The following is a 17,328-nucleotide window of genomic DNA, read 5'->3' on the forward strand; positions in this document are numbered from 1 at the left end:
ATTCCGAACACAGAAGTTAAGCTCTTTAGCGCCGATGGTACTTGGTGGGAAGCCGCCTGGGAGAGTAGGACGTAGCCACGTAATCTTTTTTTATTTAAAACAAAAGTCACTTTTTAGTGGCTTTTATTTGCATAATAAAAAATATATATTGAGAGGAGGAACTTTAGTACATTTAATGTCTAAAGTTATTAATATGAAAACACCTATTATAAATTCTTTAAATGATATATTAGAAAATGATATTATATCATTTCATATGCCAGGACATAAGAAAGGTTCTATTTTTAAAAAGTTAGGATATGAAAACTTGCTTGAAAATATATATAAATTAGATACTACTGAGATACCAGGAACTGATAACCTACATTCACCAGAGGATGCTATAAAAAAATCATTAGAGAGGGCATCAGAGGCTTTTAAAAGTGATGAAACGTATTACCTAGTAAATGGATCGACTTGCGGAATAGAAGCTGCAATAATGGCTACTACAAATCCTAAGGATAAAATGATTTTAAATAGAGACTGCCATCAGTCAGCTATAAATGCATGCATAATTGGAGATATTAATCCTGTTTATATATCTCCTAATATAGATAAAGAAAGTAATAACTTACGTGGAGTTAATTATGAAGATGTAAAAAAGGTTATAGATAATAATTTAGATGCAAAAGTATTATTTTTAACATATCCAACATACTTTGGACATGTTTTTGATTTAAAAAATATATGTGAATATGCACATAGTAAAGATATAGTAGTTATAATTGATGAAGCACATGGAGCACACCTAGGATTAAATGATAATTTACCTAATACAGCACTAAGTCAGGGAGCAGATTTAGTTATACAAAGTACACACAAGACATTACCATCATTTACTCAATCTTCAATGATACATATAAAAGGAGATAGAATAGATAGAAATAGATTATCTAGTATGTTGAGAATTACTGAATCATCAAGTCCTTCATATTTATTAATGGCATCTTTAGAAATAGCTGTTGATATATATGTGAATAATGGAAAAGAATTAATGAGAGACCTGATAGATAATATAGATGAATTTAAAATAGATATTTCCAAATTAAAGAATATAAAAATAGATGAATCAGAGGATACTACAAAGATATTTTTAAATACAAAGGATTTAGGAATAACAGGTTATGAATTAGAGGATATCCTAAGATATAAATATAAAATACAGGTAGAGCTTTCTAATTATTATGGAGTTTTATTAATAGCTACTATAGGAAATACCAAAGAAGAGTTTAATAGATTAAAAAAGGCTTTAATTGAAATAGATATAGATAATAATAAAAATATTAGTTTGAAAAGTATGACGTATCCTATGAGTATACCTAAAAAAGTTTTAACTCCAAGACAAGCATTTTATAGTAATGTAAAAAGTGTTAAAATAGAGAATAGTATTGGTGAGATATGTGGGGAATATATAATACCATATCCACCAGGTGTAAGTTTAATATCTCCGGGAGAAGAAATTACAAAAGAAGTTATAGATTACGTTATTGAATGTAAGAAAAAAGGAATGATTGTCAGCGGAGTTAAAGATAATAATCTTGAATATATTCAAGTTATTGAGCAAAGCGAAACTAAGTAGAAAGGAAACAATTCTAAACAATATAAATTATGCTAACTTGTTTAGTTTGTAGTAGGTGTAAAATATGAAAGGTAAGTTAATAATCATAGAGAGTGGCTCAGATGCTAGTGGAAAAGCTACTCAAACTAAAAAATTATATAATAGATTAATAGAAGACGGTTATAAAGTTAAAAAAGTGGAATATCCAAATTATGATTCACAGTCATCGGCATTAGTTAAAATGTATTTAAATGGAGATTTTGGTAAAAATGCAGAAGATGTTGATGCATATGTGGCATCTACTTTTTTTGCAGCAGATAGATATGCATCTTTTAAAACAGAGTGGGAATCTTTCTATAATGAAGGTGGAATTATAATAGCAGATAGATATACTACATCTAATATGGTTCACCAAGCATCCAAAATGGATGAAAGTGAAAGAGATAAGTTTATTGACTGGTTATTTGATTATGAGTTTAATCTTTATAAAATACCTAAACCAGATTGTGTAGTATTCTTAGATGTGCCTATAGAATATAGCAAAAAACTTATGGAAAATAGAAAGAATAAGTTTACCGGAGAAGATAAGAAAGATATACATGAAAGTGATATAAATTACTTAACTAAATCTTATAATAATGCTTTACATATAGCTAATAAGTATAATTGGAATAAAATAAATTGTATAGAAGAAGAAAATTTAAGAAGTATAGATAGTATACATGAAGAAATATATAATACAGTTAAACAAACTATAGATTCTATGGAGAACTAGATATGTATTTTGAAAAAATTATAGGGCAGAGTTTTGCTAAGAAATATATAGCAAACTCTATAAATAAAAATAAAATAAATCACGCATATTTATTTGAAGGAATAGATGGAGTTGGAAAAAATACTTTTGCTAAAGAGTTTGCTAAGTATTTACTAAAAATAGATCATGTTGAAAATAGTCCTGACTACATAAGTATAGAACCTCAAGGTGCTAGTATAAAAATTGCTCAAATAAGAAATTTACAATCTGATGTAATTGTAAAACCACATGGAGATTATAAAATATATGTAATTAATGATGCAGAAAAAATGACAGTAGAATCTCAAAATGCATTATTAAAAACATTAGAAGAACCTCCTGGTTATGTAATTATAATACTTATAACTAATAATAAAAATTCATTATTAGATACAATTAAATCTAGATGTGATATAGTTAAGTTTTTACCTATACCATCAGTTGAATTGAAAAGATATCTAGAAAATAGAGGTATAGATGAAAAAAAATCTAGCATATTATCTACTTTTTCTAGAGGTAGCATAAGTAAAGCTCTAGAATTATCAGAGTCATCAGATTTTATGATTATGAGAGAAGATATACAAAATAATATACAAATAATGCTAGAAAAAAATATTGTAGAAATTTTAGAACTTCCAAATAAGTATGATAAATACAAAAATAATATTGTAGAAGTTTTAGATATAACCATAAATTATTTTAGAGATATTATGATGATGAAAGAGAATGTAAATAAAGATATGATTATAAATATAGATAAAATAACATTTTTACAAAATATGAGCAAAAAAATTAACTATTCTCAAGTATCTAAGATTATTGATATAATAGAAGAAACTAAGAAAAAGTTAAGAAGCAATTGTAACTTTAATTTGAGTATACAAGTAATGGCTTTAAATATATATGAGGTGATTAAATGATAAGAATAGTGGGTGTTAGATTCAAAAGCGCAGGTAAAATATATTACTTTGATCCTGTAGATTTTGAAATAGAGAAAAACATAGACGTAGTTGTAGAGACAGCAAGGGGATTAGAATACGGTAAAGTTGTAGTAGGGCCTAAAGAGTTAGATGAAAGTGAACTTGTATCACCTTTAAAACCTATTGTTAGGATAGCGACTGAAGAAGATACTAAGATATATTTAGAAAATAAGGAAAAGGCAAAAGAAACATTTGAGATATGCCAACAAAAAATAAAAGAGCATGAACTAACAATGTTTCTTATAGACTGTGAATATACATTTGACAGAAATAAGTTAATATTCTACTTTACAGCAGAAGGAAGAATCGATTTTAGAGAGCTTGTAAAAGATTTAGCATCTATATTTAAAACAAGAATAGAGTTAAGACAAATAGGTGTAAGAGATGAAGCCAAATCAATAGGTGGACTTGGACCATGTGGAAGAAGATTATGTTGCTCTTCTTGGCTAGGAGATTTCCAACCTGTTTCTATAAAAATGGCCAAAGATCAAAATCTATCACTTAATCCAACTAAAATATCTGGTATATGTGGAAGATTATTCTGTTGCTTAAAGTATGAACATGATGTATATAGTGAAGCATTAGAAAAAATGCCTAACGTAGGTTCTATAGTTCAATCTCCAGATGGAAAAGGAAAAGTAATAGAAATAAATCCGCTTTTAGAACAAGCTAAGGTAGAATTAAATGATAAGAATATAAAACTATATGAAAGAGAAGAACTGAAGGTTATACAAGAAGCGAAAAAGTGTAATGGTTGTGGTTCTAAAGATGATAAACTAGATGCAGAAACATTAAGAGAGTTAAAAAAATTAGAAGATTAATATGGGGGTAGGATAGTTCCTACCCTTTAAATTATAGATTTTTAATAGCAAGGAGCAGATTTATGGACGTAAAAATAAAAGATACAGAAAGAATAGATGATATACAACTTAAAGGACTAAGGTTAATACAAGATACTACTGGATTTTGTTTTGGAGTAGATGCAGTTTTATTAGCTAATTTTGCAAAAGTAAAAAGGAATTCAAAAGTAGTAGACTTAGGAACTGGGACAGGTATAATACCAATTCTTATAGCTGGAAAGAGTGAAGCTAAAGAAATAATTGGAGTTGAAATACAAGAAGAAGTATATGAAATGGCTTCAAGATCTGTACTACTAAATGACTTACAAGATAGAGTCAAAATAGTTAATGGAGATATAAAAACGATAGATCAAATGTTAGAAGTTAATACATTTGATGTAGTTACATCTAATCCTCCATATATGCATGATAATGGAATTAAAAATCCTAATGATAAAAAAGCTATATCTAGGCATGAAGTAAAATGTAATTTAGAGGATGTAATTAGATCTTCATCAAGACTATTAAAAGATTTAGGAAAATTTTATATGATTCATAGACCGACAAGATTAATAGAAATAATAACACTAGCAAGACAATATAAATTAGAGCCTAAACAAATACAGTTTATACATCCTAAGCAAGGAAAAGCTCCGAATATAATGCTAGTTCAATTTACTAAAGGCGGAAGACCGGATTTAAAAATATTAGATCCTTTATATGTTTATGATGAAAATGGAAACTATACTAAAGAAATAGATGCTATATATGCAAATGAAGATATAGGAGAGTAAAAATGAGCGGAAAATTATATATATGTGGAACACCAATAGGTAATTTAGAAGATATAACATATAGAACTTTAAGAGTTTTAAATGAAGTGGACTTAATAGCAGCAGAAGATACTAGACATAGTATAAAACTTTTAAATCACTTTGAAATATCTAAACCATTAACAAGTTATCATGAGCACAATAAAGACAATAAGGGAGACTATTTAATAAATAAATTATTAAGTGGAGAAAATATAGCTTTAATAAGTGATGCTGGTATGCCAGGAATTTCAGATCCAGGAGAAGAAATTATAAAACAAGCTATAGAAAATGATATAGAGGTAGAAGTTTTACCAGGACCAACGGCATCTATAACAGCATTAATAGGATCTGGACTTGAAACAGGAAAATTTGCATTTGAAGGATTCTTAGATAGAGATAAAAAAAGAAGAAGAGAGCAATTAGAAGAATTAAAACATGAAAGAAGAACTATAATATTTTATGAATCACCACATAGATTAAAAGATACATTAAAAGATATGCTTAAGATACTAGGAAATAGAAATATAGCGGCAAATAGAGAACTTACTAAAAAGTATCAAGAAGTAATAAGAACAGATATTCAAGGATGTTTAGACATATTTACAGAAAGAGAAGTAAAAGGAGAATTTGTTCTTATAGTTGATGGATTTAAAGGCGAAGTCGAAAAAGTAGATAAATATGATGCTTTAGATGAACGAGAATATGTAATAAAGCTCATAGAAGAGGGAATAACTAAAAAAGATGCAATTAAAGTAGTTTGCAAAGAAAGAAAACTTAAAAAAGATATAGTATACAAGCAAGTTTTAGATTTATAAAATGAGGTGATAAAGCATGACATTAGTTAAGAAGCTAATGGATTGTATAAAAAAAGATGATAGTTATAATCATCTTAAACTAATGGATGAATCAGGAGATTTAGAAAAACTATTACCTATAGTAAATCAAATGAAAGATGTGGGTGAATGTAAATACCATGTTATAAACTGTTTTGATCATTCTATACTAGCACTTAAGGCTTTTGAAGAGATAGTGAATGATAATAATTTTTTTGAATCTCATATAAAACTTAGAGTGCATGAAGAATTAAATAAGGTAGTTGATGATAATTTATTAAAAAGAGACCTTATAAAATTAGGTGTATTTTTACATGATATGGGAAAGCCATTATCTAAAACTATAGATGATAATGGAAGAGTGCATTTTAAGAGTCATGAAGTTATAGGTGCTAATCAAATATTGAGCATTGGAAGTAAATTAGGATTAAGTGAAAAAAACATAAATAGATTATATAAATATATTAGATACCATATGACTCTTCTTGAATTTTATAAAAATAATAATATGGATAAAGAAAATTTATTCAACGTATTCGATAACTTAAAAGAAGAAAGTATAGATATATTTCTTATAGGATATGCAGATATAATTTCTACTAGAAAGTTAATAAGACCTAATGAAGATATAGGTGTAATAAAATCTTATATGACTTATGGAATAACAAATTACCTGTATAGATATGGGAGAACTTAAGTCAAATAAATTAATATGAAAATATAGACAATTTGCAAAAATTTGTATATGATAAAAGTGTATTAATCATTTAAAGTTAATACACTTTTATTATATTTATAATTAAAGTTTTTATTAATTAAAGGTTTAATTAATAACCGCGTGAAAAACGATTTTTAAAAGGTGACTTAAATTGGGGAGGAAAATATGAAAAAAGAGATATCAAATAAATTAAAGTCAATTCAACCATCTGTGACATTGGCAATAACAGCAAAAGCTAAAAGCTTAAAAGCTCAAGGAGTAGATATAATAGGTTTTGGAGCTGGGGAACCAGATTTTAGAACACCTAAACATATAAGAGATGCAGCTATAGATGCAATAGAAAATGAAAGTATAGGATATACAGCTGCTTCTGGAATGGATAGCTTAAAGCAAGCTATATGTGATAAATTAAAAAGAGATAATAACTTAGAATATACAAAAGATCAGATAGTTGTATCAAATGGAGCTAAACACTCATTATTTAATACATTATCAGCTATTTGCAACCCAGGAGATGAAGTAATAGTTCCTAATCCATACTGGGTAAGTTATCCTGAATTAGTTAGCTTAGTAGATGCTAAACCAGTATTTGTAGAATGCCCAGAAGAAGCTGAATTTAAATATACATTAGAAGCTTTAGAAGCTGCTATAACAGATAAAACAAAAGCTATAATACTAAATACTCCTAATAATCCAACAGGAACAGCATATAAAAAAGAGGATTTAAAAGCTATAGCTGATTTAGCTGTAAAACATAATATTTATGTAATATCAGATGAAATATATGAAAAGCTATTATATGAAGGAGAACATACAAGTATAGCATCTTTCAATGAAGATATAAAAGATTTAACTATAGTTGTAAATGGAGTAGCAAAAGCGTATGCTATGACAGGATGGAGAATAGGATATACAGCTTGTAATAAAGAAATAGCAAAAGCTATGTCTAACTTCCAAAGTCATGCAACATCAAATCCTAATACGATAGCTCAATATGCTACAATAGCAGCTTTAAATGCGCCAGAAGACACTTTAAATGAAATGGTTAGTGCATTTAAAGAGAGAAGAGATTATATGGTTGAAAAAATAAATTCAATAGAGAACTTATCTTGCTTAAAGCCACAAGGTGCATTTTATGTAATGGTAAATATAAGCAAGTTAATAGGAAAAACTATTAATGGAAAAGTTATAAATAATTCTATTGAGTTTGCAGATTACTTATTAGAAGATGCAAAAGTAGCTGTAGTACCAGGAATAGGATTTGGAAATGATAATTACATAAGACTTTCTTATGCAACTTCATTAGACAATATAAAAGAAGGTTTAAATAGAATAGAAAAAGCTATATCATTATAAAAATAACACATAGGTTATTTTAAAGTATAAGTTCATTAATATTAAAAATATAAATTGAAAATATTCATTAAAATATTTATAAAATTTATATTTTTATTTAATGTTTCTATATTTTAAGATAACCTATTTTTGTGATTGAATGAATTATGTTGCTGAAGTAACGGGATATGAACTGTTAATTGATAAATTAATTTTAAATAATAATTTTTTAACACCATGAAATTTTGACAATATACTTCCTAAAATTAGATAGTTTTTAAATTAGTAATTTAAAATATGAGAATCTTACTAGAAGTTAGAAGAATTATATCGTATAATTATTAATATTGTTTTAAAATAAAATGAAATTGGGGGAAGTTATGTCAAATAAAGTAATAATAGCTGTAGTAATAGCTGTAATAATATTTACAGGATATAGCTTATTAGCATCAAAGGAAAAAGATACTTATGCTGATACAAATGAGATTGAATCAAGTCAAGAAGTAGTAAAAGAAGAACCTGATCATATAAGAAGTGAATATATAGAAGGTGAGAAACCTTTATATGTAGATGGAATATTAGTCGTAAACAAAGATTATGGATTGCCTAGAGATTATGAGACAGATACTGGAAGAGAAGACTCAGAAGCTATGCGAGCTTTCAAAGAAATGAAAGAAGCTGCAAGAAAAGATGGAATTATAATAAATATTAGAAGTGGATATAGAAGCTATTATACTCAAGTTGATTTATACAACAGCTATGTAAGAAGAGATGGAAAAGCTGCAGCTGATAGATATTCTGCGAGACCAGGATTCAGTGAACATCAAACAGGTTTAGTTTTAGATATAACAACTGGAAATACATCAAGATCTATAGGTACATGGTTTGACGATACACCACAGGCTAAGTGGTTATATGAAAATGCTTATAAATATGGATTTATATTAAGATATCCAGAAGGTAAAGAAGATATAACGGGATATATGTATGAATCATGGCATTATAGATATATAGGAAAAGAACATAGTAAAAATTTCAATATGAACAATTTAACATTAGAGGAATATTTAGGGTTAAAATAAAAGAGGATGTATAAATACATCCTCTTTTTTATGTTTTATATAAATGGATTTTAATAGAATTTAATTCTATAATATAGACTTAGATTCTATCAGCGTAGATAATATAACAGAGGTTTTAGTTCTACCTACTTGTTTTATTTTATCTATAACTGTTTCAAGCTCATACATATCTTTAACGATTACTTTTAAAAGTAGACAGTCTTCACCTGTTATGTGATGACACTCTACAATACGATTATCATTTTTAGCATATTCTATAAAACTATGATAATTTTCACTAGGCAAAGATATGTTTATGAAAGATTTTATAACTCTTCCTAACTTATCTGGATTTACAACTGCTTTGTAACCTTGTATAATTCCAGCTTCTTCAAGTCTTTTAACTCTTTCAGAAACAGCTGGAGAAGTTAAACCAACTACTTTCCCTAAATCTTTCATAGAAATTCTACCATCTTCTTGTAATAATTCTATAATCTTGCAGTCTGTCATATCCATATATAGACCCCCTTCAATTTACATTAGTTAAATATTTTTTTTATTATCTAACATAGAATTTTTTAAGTTCCAAAGTTTTTCAGATAAATCAACTTTATATGTTTGAGGATATAGTAATCTTTTATATTCTCTCCATAAAGTATTTAATTCCTTTTTAGTATATTCTTTTATTTCTGATACAGATCTATGCGTATAAATGCATTTTCCTTCAATAAATAAAGGTTGTAGCAATTCTTTAATTTTATAATTTTTAAAAGTTTTTTTCTTCCATGAATATAAAGGATGGAAGATTGTAAGTGGTTTTGTTGTATCTAGAACTTCATCTTCAAGCATTACTAAATCAGCTTCAGCTTTTCCTTGATTATTATATATTCTAACAACTTTTTTGAATCCTGGGTTAGTTATTTTTTCTGGATCTTCAGAAATTTTTATTTTAGGTTCATACTTACCATCTTTATATGAAGCAACAAGCTTATAAACTCCTCCTAATGAAGGTGAATCAGATGATGTTATTAATTTAGTACCAACTCCCCAAGAATTAATTGGAGATCCTGAAGATTTTAAATCTGATATGCAATATTCATCAAGGTCATTAGAAGCTGTTATTTTTACGTCAGTAAATCCTTCTGCATCTAATAACTTTTTGCACTCTTTAGATAAATAATCTAAGTCACCCGAATCGAGTCTTATACCTACAGGCTCATAACCTCTTTTTCTTAAATCTTTAAATACTTTGATTGCATTAGGAACTCCACTATTTAAAACATCATAAGTGTCTACTAGTAAAAGACATTTATCTGGATAAATTTTAGCATAAGCTTCAAATGCTTCTAACTCAGTATCAAATTTTTGAACCCAACTATGTGCATGAGTTCCAACAACAGGTATATCAAACATTTTCCCTGCAAGCACATTTGCAGTAGCACTACATCCCCCAATTATAGCTGCCCTTGCACCATAAATACCAGCATCAGGACCTTGAGCACGCCTTAGTCCAAATTCAAGTACAGAATCACCATTAGCTGCAAAGCAAACCCTAGATGCTTTACTAGCTATTAACGATTGGAAGTTTATTATAGTAAGTACAGCCGTTTCAATAAGTTGAGCTTGATAAAGAGGAGCTTTAATCCTTATTATAGGCTCATTTGGAAACATTATAGAACCTTCTTCAACTGCATAAATATCTCCAGTAAACTTAAACTCTTTTAAGAAGATTAAGAATTTTTCTGAGAATAAATTTAAACTTCTAAGATAGTCTAGGTCACTATCTGAAAAATTAAGGTTATTTATGTAGTCAACAAGTTGATCTATACCACATACTATAGTATAACCACCTTTGCAAGCGTTTTTCCTAAAAAACATATCAAATACAACTATATCGTTATGGACATTATTCTCGAAGTATCCATTGATCATAGTAAGTTGATACAAGTCAGTAAGAAGTGTTAAGTTTTTCATTATATATCTCCTTATTACCCTAAAAATATAAAAAAATTACATAATTATACTTAAACATAATATAGAGTAAGTTTCAAGTATAATCTGATAACTTAACATCATAAAATTGATAAGAGGGGGGATTTATATAGCAAAGATATGGTTTTGGATGATTTTTATTGGTATAGTTGGTAGCATACTTACCAATAATTTAGGTCAATTGAATGAAGTTATATTAAGTGAAGCTTCTAATGGAATTGAATTTGCAGTTAGTTTAGCCGGTATCATGGCATTGTGGATGGGAGTTATGAACATAGCAAAAGATTCAGGACTTATAAGTAAAATAGGGGATATTATGTATCCTATTTTAAAAAGATTATTCCCATCTATTCCTAAAGGACATAAAGCAATGTCTTACATAGTTATGAATATGGTTTTAAATATGTTAGGAGCAGGAAATGGAGCTACAGCATTTGGGCTTAAAGCAATGAATGAATTGCAAACTTTAAACAATAAAAAAGATACAGCTACAAATGATATGATTATGTTTTTAGTTATAAATATTTCATCTATACAAATTATTCCGTTTACAATGATTAAACTAAGGTTAGATGGTGGAGCTAGTAACCCTAGTGAAATAATAGTATCTACATTATTTGCTACACTGATATCTACTATATTTGCAGTTACAAGTTGCAAAATTCTTCAAAGAAGGAGGTATAGATAGTGTTAAATATATTTTCAAACTCTATAATACCTATAATAATTTTAACTATAATTATTCATGGAAAGATTAAAGGTGTAGATATATATGATAGCTTTGTGCAAGGTGCTATTGATGGGTTAAAAGCGACATGGTCTATACTACCGTACATCATAGGAATATTTTTAGCTATAGGAATATTTAAAAGTGGAAAAGGAATAGACATGCTAGAATTTATATTTGAACCTATAACAGATTTATTAAGTATTCCCAAAGAGCTAATAGGATTAATAATAATAAAACCTTTATCAGGAAGTGGAGCTTTAGGAATGTATAATGAACTTGCAGGAAGAGTTGGAATGAGTACACTTATAGAACAGATGGGAGCAACAATAGTAGGTGCTTCGGAGACAATATTTTATACAATGGCTATATATTTTGGAAGCTTAAAGATAAAGAATACAAGACATACATTAACTTGTTCAATGATTAGTCATATTGCAGGAGTAATTGCTGCAGTATTTATATGCTACATATTATTTAGTTAGAATTTTTACAAAAAACATATTGACAACTAGAGATTAAGTTAATATAATTTAAAACAATAACAAAACTTTAGAAAACAAATTCTATGAAAAAGAGAGTAACACTAAATTGAGTTTCAGCGAGCTAGGGTTGGTGTGAGCCTAGTAATGAAGTTTACTGTGAAGAGAGCTTTGGAGAAGATTACTTGAAATAATAGTATGGTAATCGGTGAGCCTGCCTTAAAGGATAGAGTGGATAAGTTTACTTATCAATTAGAGTGGTAACGCGGATATAATTCGTCTCTTGGTTTTTATAACCAAGAGACTTTTTTAATATAAAAAATTATATTAGCTTTATTATAAATAATTGATTTACTTATCAATGAGAGTGGTACCACGGATAATTTCGTCTCTTAGCATTTATTTGCTAAGGGACTTTTTTATTGAAAAAAATAGAATCTTAGAGGTTAAATCAAAACAAATATAACAAGGTATTATCAATTACAAATAATTATTAATTGGGAGGTATTTTTATGAAAAAGTTAAAAAAGTCGGTATACGCAATATTAATAGGGGTTTTAAGTTTAGCAGTTGTGGGATGTTCATCTGATAAAGAAGAAAAAAACCAATTACAAGCTATCAAAGATAAGGGAGTATTAACAATTGGAACAAGTGCTGATTATCCACCGTATGAATTTCATAAAGAAATAGATGGCAAAGACACAATTGTAGGATTTGAGATGATGATAGCAGAGGATATAGCGAAGGATTTAGGAGTAAAATTAGAAATCAAAGATATGAAATTTGATGGATTATTAGGAGCTCTTAAATCAGGAAATGTAGATATGGTAGTTGCAGGAATGAGTCCTACAGAAGAAAGAAAAAAAGCAGTTGATTTTACAGACACATATTATAACGGAGAACATGTTATTTTAGTCAAAAAAGAAAATAAAGATAAGTACAAGAGTATAGCTGATTTAAGTGATGCTAAAATAGGTGTTCAAAAAGCAAGTTTACAAGAATCAATAGCCAAAGATGTTATCAAATCTAAAGATATAAAATCTCTAGGGAAAATATCTGATGTAATATTAGAGCTTCAAAATAATAATGTAGATGCTGTAGTAGTAAGTAAAGAAGCTATAGGAGGTTACTTAAAACAGTATCCAGATATAGTTCAATCTACAGTGAGTTTAGGTCAAGGTAAGGAAGAAGGATCAGCTATTGCAATTAATAAAGGTCAAAATAAAGAATTACTAAATGAAGTAAATAAAGCAATAGATAAATTACAGTCAGAAAATAAAATAAATGAATATGTTCAACAAGCTACTCAATTAGCTCAATAAACAAGGAGGAAAATATTATGGATTTTTCATTTTTAAGTGAATACTCGCAGTTTTTTATAGATGGAACAAAAATAACAATAGGAATATCTTTATGTACTTTATTTTTAGGATTTATAGTAGGGGTAGTAATATGTTTAGCTAGAATATCAAGAAATAAAATAATAAGTTTTATAGGAACTATGTATATAGAGTTTTTAAGAGGAACTCCTCTTTTAGTTCAAATATATATAATTTATTTTGGATTTCCAACTATAGGGATAAAGTTTCCTAGTATAGGACCAATACCATCAGAATATATAGCCGCTATAGTGGCTCTTTCAATAAATTCTAGTGCATATATAGCAGAAATATTAAGATCAGGAATACAATCGGTAGATAAAGGGCAAATGGAAGCTAGTCGTTCTTTAGGATTAGATTATTCTATGAGTATGAAGTTAGTAATAATTCCACAAGCATTAAAAAATGTAATTCCAGCACTTGCTAATGAATTTATAGTTTTAGTAAAAGAATCATCAATAGTATCGGTAATAGGAATTCAAGATTTAATGTATAGTGCAGATATAGTAAAAGGTAATACGTATTTAGCTTTTGAACCATTGCTAGTAGCAGCTATGATATATTTTGTCCTTACATTTACATTATCTAAGTTAGTAGGATTATTTGAATTAAAATTACAAAATAAAACTATAAGCCAAAAAAATATAGTAACTAAATTATTAAAAACTAGTAATGCAGCTTAGGAGGTGTAGTTATGATAAAAATAAAAAATATAAAGAAAAAGTTTGGTGAAAATGAGGTTTTAAAAGATATAAATTTAAACATAACAAAAGGTGAGATTTTAGCTATATTAGGGCCAAGTGGATCAGGGAAAAGTACATTGCTAAGATGTTTAAACTTACTAGAAAAACCAAACTCAGGAGAAATAATATTTAAAGAAGAAAATATATTAAGTAAAAAATGCAATATAGATAAAGTAAGACAAAATATAGGTATGGTATTTCAAAATTTTAACTTATTTCCTAATATGACAGTACTTGAAAATATAACGGTAGCTCCTATTAAAGTAAAAAAAATAAGTAAAGAAGAAGCTATAACAGATGCATGTAATTTATTGGATAGAGTTGGACTTTTAGACAAACAAAATTCTTACCCAGATCAACTTTCAGGTGGGCAAAAGCAAAGAATAGCAATAGCTAGAGCTTTAGCTATGAAACCAGATGTTATGTTGTTTGATGAACCAACATCAGCGCTTGACCCAGAGATGGTAAAAGAAGTTTTAGATGTAATGAAAGAACTTGCGAACGAAGGTATGACTATGGCAGTTGTAACTCACGAAATGGGGTTTGCTAGAGAAGTAGCGAATAAAGTAGTTTTTATGGATGGAGGATATATATTAGAAGAAGGAAAACCAAGTGAAATTTTTAATAGTCCTAAAAATATAAGAACTAAACAGTTTTTAGATAAAGTTATATAAAAGTAAGCTATATAGCAAATATAGATTGACATAATGTAGTAAATTTAATAAAATTAAGCTTAAATAAGTTAATAAAAATTTTCACATAAATAATGAATATAACATAAAATATATGGAAATTATATAAATAATTAAGCTATGAAAAGATGAGTAAATAAGGAAGTTTTCTACAGAGAGCTAGGTAAGGTGAAAGCTAGCGTTAAAAGAATTATTGAATATGGTCTTGGAGCTATCTTATCCGAATGATAAAGTAAAATCTTTAAGATAAGACGGATGGACTCGTTAACGTCTATTAAGATATCTACAAAATTAACTTTGTTGTAGATAATTAGGGTGGTACCGCGTATATAATCTCGCCCCTATGTATATCATAGGTGGCGAGTTTTTTAATTATAAGAGAATAATCAATTAGAGGAGGAACTAAAATGACTAAACCAACTTTTTATGTTACAACTCCTATATATTACCCAAGTGGTAATTTACATATAGGACATACTTATACAACTGTTGCAGCAGATGCAATAGCAAGATTTAAGCGTTTCTGTGGATATGATGTAAAGTTCTTAACAGGAACAGATGAACATGGTGAGAAGATACAAAAGACTGCTAAAGAAAAAGGAATGACAGAAATAGAATATCTTGACGGAATGATAGCAGACATTCAAAAGTTATGGAAAACTATGGATATATCATATGATGATTTCATAAGAACAACTCAAGAAAGACACGAAACTATAATACAAAAAATATTTACTAAGTTATATGAGCAAGGAGATATATATAAAGGAGCTTACGAAGGTAAGTACTGTACTCCATGTGAAAGTTTCTGGACGGAATCACAATTAGTAGATGGAAATAAGTGTCCAGACTGTGGAAGAGAAACTTATGATGCTAAAGAAGAAGCTTACTTCTTTAAATTATCTAAGTACGAAGATAGATTAAGAGAATTATTTGCTGATCCTAACTTCTGTTTCCCAGTATCAAGAAAAAATGAAATGGTTGCAAACTTCTTAGACAAAGGATTAGAAGATCTATGTGTAACTAGAACTACATTTGACTGGGGTATAAAAGTACCTTTTGATGAAAAACATGTTATATATGTTTGGGTAGATGCGTTATGTAACTATATAACAGCTTTAGGATATATGAGCGAAGATGATTCTGAGTATAAAAAATATTGGCCAGCTAATGTTCATATAGTTGGTAAAGAAATAATGAGATTCCATACAATAATATGGCCAGCTATACTTATGGCTTTAGGTGAAGAAATGCCTACACAAGTATATGGACATGGATGGATATTATTTGATAATGACAAAATGAGTAAGTCAAAAGGAAATATAGTTTATCCAGAGCAAATGATAGAAAGATACGGAGTAGATGCTCTTAAATACTTCTTATTAAGAGAGTTTGCATTTGGTCAAGATGGAAACTATACTCATAGAAACTTTGTAACAAGACTTAATTCAGATTTAGCTAACGATTTAGGAAATTTAGTAAGTAGAACAGTTTCTATGGTTGAAAAATACAATGATGGAATAATACCAATGCCAAAGGTAAGTACTGAATTTGATGCAAGTTTAAAAGAAACTGCTAAATTATCAGTAGAAAACTTTGAAATTGAAATGAACAAATTACAATTCAATGAAGCATTAGAATCTGCTTGGAAATTAATAAGAAGAACTAACAAATATATAGATGAAACTATGCCTTGGGCTTTAGCTAAAGATGAAGCTAAAAAAGACGAGTTAGATGCAGTTTTATACAACTTATGTGAATCTATAAGAATAGTAGCTACTCTTATAAATCCTATGATGAATGATACTGCTAAGAAGATATATGCTCAATTAGGTATAAAAGATGAAAACTTAATGACATGGGAAAGTACTAAGACATTTGGATTAATAAAAGAAAATACAAAAGTTGAAAAAGGAAATGCATTATTCCCAAGATTAGATATAGAAAAGGAAGTAGAAGAATTGAACGAATTATTTGCAGAAAAGACAGAAGAAGTAGAAGCTCCATTAGAGCATAAAGCAGAAATATCTATAGATGACTTAGATAAAATAGAGTTAAGAATAGGTAAAATAGTAAAATGTGAAAAGCATCCAAAAGCTGATAGATTATTAGTATCTCAAGTTAAAATGGGACCAGAAACAAGACAAATAGTATCTGGAATAGCTAAGTGGTATAAGCCTGAAGATTTAGTAGGAAAAGAAGTAACAGTTGTATGTAACTTAAAGCCTGTTAAATTAAGAGGGGTTGAATCTCAAGGTATGATATTAGCAGCTGGGGATGATGGAGACGATTTAGTATTACCATTAACTCAAGGAGCTAAAGACGGTTGCGAAGTTAGATAA

General features: G+C 28.2%; 17 protein-coding genes, 1 rRNA gene and 2 other annotated features. Of the genes, 16 read left to right on the forward strand and 2 right to left on the reverse strand.

Features of this window, described 5'->3' with window-relative positions:
* From rrf to ACEXNK_RS15595, 10 genes are all read left to right on the forward strand, one after another.
* A 5S ribosomal RNA gene (rrf, locus tag ACEXNK_RS15550) occupies window positions 1–81 on the forward strand; the annotation flags it as partial.
* 46 nt (window positions 82–127) lie between these two features.
* Complete coding sequence (locus ACEXNK_RS15555; protein ID WP_373601615.1) at window positions 128–1,618, forward strand: aminotransferase class I/II-fold pyridoxal phosphate-dependent enzyme; 1,491 nt, start codon at window positions 128–130, stop codon at window positions 1,616–1,618.
* Window positions 1,619–1,682: 64 nt separating this feature from the next.
* Window positions 1,683–2,372, forward strand: coding sequence for a dTMP kinase (locus ACEXNK_RS15560; RefSeq protein WP_373600362.1), 690 nt, complete (start codon window positions 1,683–1,685; stop codon window positions 2,370–2,372).
* Window positions 2,373–2,374: 2 nt separating this feature from the next.
* Complete coding sequence (locus ACEXNK_RS15565; protein ID WP_373600363.1) at window positions 2,375–3,310, forward strand: DNA polymerase III subunit; 936 nt, start codon at window positions 2,375–2,377, stop codon at window positions 3,308–3,310.
* Window positions 3,307–4,191 carry a PSP1 domain-containing protein gene (locus ACEXNK_RS15570; protein ID WP_373600364.1) on the forward strand — a complete coding sequence of 295 codons (885 nt, stop codon included), beginning with the start codon at window positions 3,307–3,309 and terminating at the stop codon, window positions 4,189–4,191. The genes ACEXNK_RS15565 and ACEXNK_RS15570 overlap by 4 nt, the downstream gene beginning before the upstream one ends.
* A 62-nt stretch (window positions 4,192–4,253) precedes the next feature.
* Window positions 4,254–5,003, forward strand: coding sequence for a tRNA1(Val) (adenine(37)-N6)-methyltransferase (locus ACEXNK_RS15575; RefSeq protein WP_373600365.1), 750 nt, complete (start codon window positions 4,254–4,256; stop codon window positions 5,001–5,003).
* Window positions 5,004–5,005: 2 nt separating this feature from the next.
* The gene (gene rsmI / locus ACEXNK_RS15580) at window positions 5,006–5,839 is read left to right on the forward strand and encodes a 16S rRNA (cytidine(1402)-2'-O)-methyltransferase (protein ID WP_373600366.1); all 834 of its coding nucleotides are present in this window, start codon (window positions 5,006–5,008) and stop codon (window positions 5,837–5,839) included.
* A gap of 16 nt (window positions 5,840–5,855) precedes the next feature.
* Window positions 5,856–6,554: an HD domain-containing protein gene (locus tag ACEXNK_RS15585; RefSeq protein WP_373600367.1), complete on the forward strand. Its 699-nt coding sequence runs from the start codon at window positions 5,856–5,858 to the stop codon at window positions 6,552–6,554.
* Window positions 6,555–6,740: 186 nt separating this feature from the next.
* On the forward strand, window positions 6,741–7,931 hold the full coding sequence (locus ACEXNK_RS15590) for a pyridoxal phosphate-dependent aminotransferase (protein WP_373600368.1): 1,191 nt from the start codon (window positions 6,741–6,743) through the stop codon (window positions 7,929–7,931).
* 359 nt (window positions 7,932–8,290) lie between these two features.
* On the forward strand, window positions 8,291–8,992 hold the full coding sequence (locus ACEXNK_RS15595) for a M15 family metallopeptidase (RefSeq protein WP_373600369.1): 702 nt from the start codon (window positions 8,291–8,293) through the stop codon (window positions 8,990–8,992).
* Window positions 8,993–9,058: 66 nt separating this feature from the next.
* Here the strand turns inward: ACEXNK_RS15595 and ACEXNK_RS15600 are convergent, their stop codons facing one another.
* Together ACEXNK_RS15600 and ACEXNK_RS15605 are read right to left on the reverse strand one after the other, a co-directional pair.
* The gene (locus ACEXNK_RS15600; protein ID WP_373600370.1) at window positions 9,059–9,487 is read right to left on the reverse strand and encodes an Lrp/AsnC family transcriptional regulator; all 429 of its coding nucleotides are present in this window, start codon (window positions 9,485–9,487) and stop codon (window positions 9,059–9,061) included.
* A gap of 27 nt (window positions 9,488–9,514) precedes the next feature.
* Window positions 9,515–10,945 (reverse strand): nicotinate phosphoribosyltransferase, encoded by a 1,431-nt coding sequence (locus tag ACEXNK_RS15605; RefSeq protein ID WP_373600371.1) that lies wholly within the window; start codon window positions 10,943–10,945, stop codon window positions 9,515–9,517.
* A gap of 148 nt (window positions 10,946–11,093) precedes the next feature.
* Here ACEXNK_RS15605 and ACEXNK_RS15610 point away from each other — a divergent pair, with 148 nt between their 5' ends.
* From ACEXNK_RS15610 to metG, 6 genes are all read left to right on the forward strand, one after another.
* Window positions 11,094–11,651: a nucleoside recognition domain-containing protein gene (locus tag ACEXNK_RS15610; RefSeq protein ID WP_373600372.1), complete on the forward strand. Its 558-nt coding sequence runs from the start codon at window positions 11,094–11,096 to the stop codon at window positions 11,649–11,651.
* Window positions 11,651–12,175, forward strand: coding sequence for a spore maturation protein (locus ACEXNK_RS15615; RefSeq protein WP_373600373.1), 525 nt, complete (start codon window positions 11,651–11,653; stop codon window positions 12,173–12,175). The genes ACEXNK_RS15610 and ACEXNK_RS15615 overlap by 1 nt, the downstream gene beginning before the upstream one ends.
* A 74-nt stretch (window positions 12,176–12,249) precedes the next feature.
* Window positions 12,250–12,459: a binding site (T-box leader), on the forward strand.
* 225 nt (window positions 12,460–12,684) lie between these two features.
* Complete coding sequence (locus ACEXNK_RS15620) at window positions 12,685–13,494, forward strand: transporter substrate-binding domain-containing protein (RefSeq protein ID WP_373600374.1); 810 nt, start codon at window positions 12,685–12,687, stop codon at window positions 13,492–13,494.
* 17 nt (window positions 13,495–13,511) lie between these two features.
* Window positions 13,512–14,234, forward strand: coding sequence for an amino acid ABC transporter permease (locus ACEXNK_RS15625; RefSeq protein ID WP_373600375.1), 723 nt, complete (start codon window positions 13,512–13,514; stop codon window positions 14,232–14,234).
* An 11-nt stretch (window positions 14,235–14,245) separates the two neighbouring features.
* Window positions 14,246–14,968, forward strand: coding sequence for an amino acid ABC transporter ATP-binding protein (locus ACEXNK_RS15630; protein WP_373600376.1), 723 nt, complete (start codon window positions 14,246–14,248; stop codon window positions 14,966–14,968).
* Between the two features lie 129 nt (window positions 14,969–15,097).
* Window positions 15,098–15,332 (forward strand) — a binding site (T-box leader).
* A 61-nt stretch (window positions 15,333–15,393) separates the two neighbouring features.
* Window positions 15,394–17,328 carry a methionine--tRNA ligase gene (gene metG, locus ACEXNK_RS15635; protein ID WP_373600377.1) on the forward strand — a complete coding sequence of 645 codons (1,935 nt, stop codon included), beginning with the start codon at window positions 15,394–15,396 and terminating at the stop codon, window positions 17,326–17,328.

Source organism: Paraclostridium bifermentans (assembly GCF_964259345.1).
Classification (GTDB): Bacteria; Bacillota; Clostridia; order Peptostreptococcales; family Peptostreptococcaceae; genus Paraclostridium; species Paraclostridium bifermentans_B.

Bases quoted from the DNA above. Each gene is read 5' to 3' on its own strand.
- ACEXNK_RS15560 (WP_373600362.1), top strand. From the start codon at position 1,683: ATGAAAGGTAAGTTAATAATCATAGAGAGTGGCTCAGATGCTAGTGGA.
- ACEXNK_RS15565 (WP_373600363.1), top strand. From the start codon at position 2,375: ATGTATTTTGAAAAAATTATAGGGCAGAGTTTTGCTAAGAAATATATA.
- ACEXNK_RS15570 (WP_373600364.1), top strand. From the start codon at position 3,307: ATGATAAGAATAGTGGGTGTTAGATTCAAAAGCGCAGGTAAAATATAT.
- ACEXNK_RS15575 (WP_373600365.1), top strand. From the start codon at position 4,254: ATGGACGTAAAAATAAAAGATACAGAAAGAATAGATGATATACAACTT.
- rsmI (WP_373600366.1), top strand. From the start codon at position 5,006: ATGAGCGGAAAATTATATATATGTGGAACACCAATAGGTAATTTAGAA.
- ACEXNK_RS15585 (WP_373600367.1), top strand. From the start codon at position 5,856: ATGACATTAGTTAAGAAGCTAATGGATTGTATAAAAAAAGATGATAGT.
- ACEXNK_RS15590 (WP_373600368.1), top strand. From the start codon at position 6,741: ATGAAAAAAGAGATATCAAATAAATTAAAGTCAATTCAACCATCTGTG.
- ACEXNK_RS15595 (WP_373600369.1), top strand. From the start codon at position 8,291: ATGTCAAATAAAGTAATAATAGCTGTAGTAATAGCTGTAATAATATTT.
- ACEXNK_RS15600 (WP_373600370.1), bottom strand. From the start codon at position 9,487: ATGGATATGACAGACTGCAAGATTATAGAATTATTACAAGAAGATGGT.
- ACEXNK_RS15605 (WP_373600371.1), bottom strand. From the start codon at position 10,945: ATGAAAAACTTAACACTTCTTACTGACTTGTATCAACTTACTATGATC.
- ACEXNK_RS15610 (WP_373600372.1), top strand. From the start codon at position 11,094: ATGATTTTTATTGGTATAGTTGGTAGCATACTTACCAATAATTTAGGT.
- ACEXNK_RS15620 (WP_373600374.1), top strand. From the start codon at position 12,685: ATGAAAAAGTTAAAAAAGTCGGTATACGCAATATTAATAGGGGTTTTA.
- ACEXNK_RS15625 (WP_373600375.1), top strand. From the start codon at position 13,512: ATGGATTTTTCATTTTTAAGTGAATACTCGCAGTTTTTTATAGATGGA.
- ACEXNK_RS15630 (WP_373600376.1), top strand. From the start codon at position 14,246: ATGATAAAAATAAAAAATATAAAGAAAAAGTTTGGTGAAAATGAGGTT.
- metG (WP_373600377.1), top strand. From the start codon at position 15,394: ATGACTAAACCAACTTTTTATGTTACAACTCCTATATATTACCCAAGT.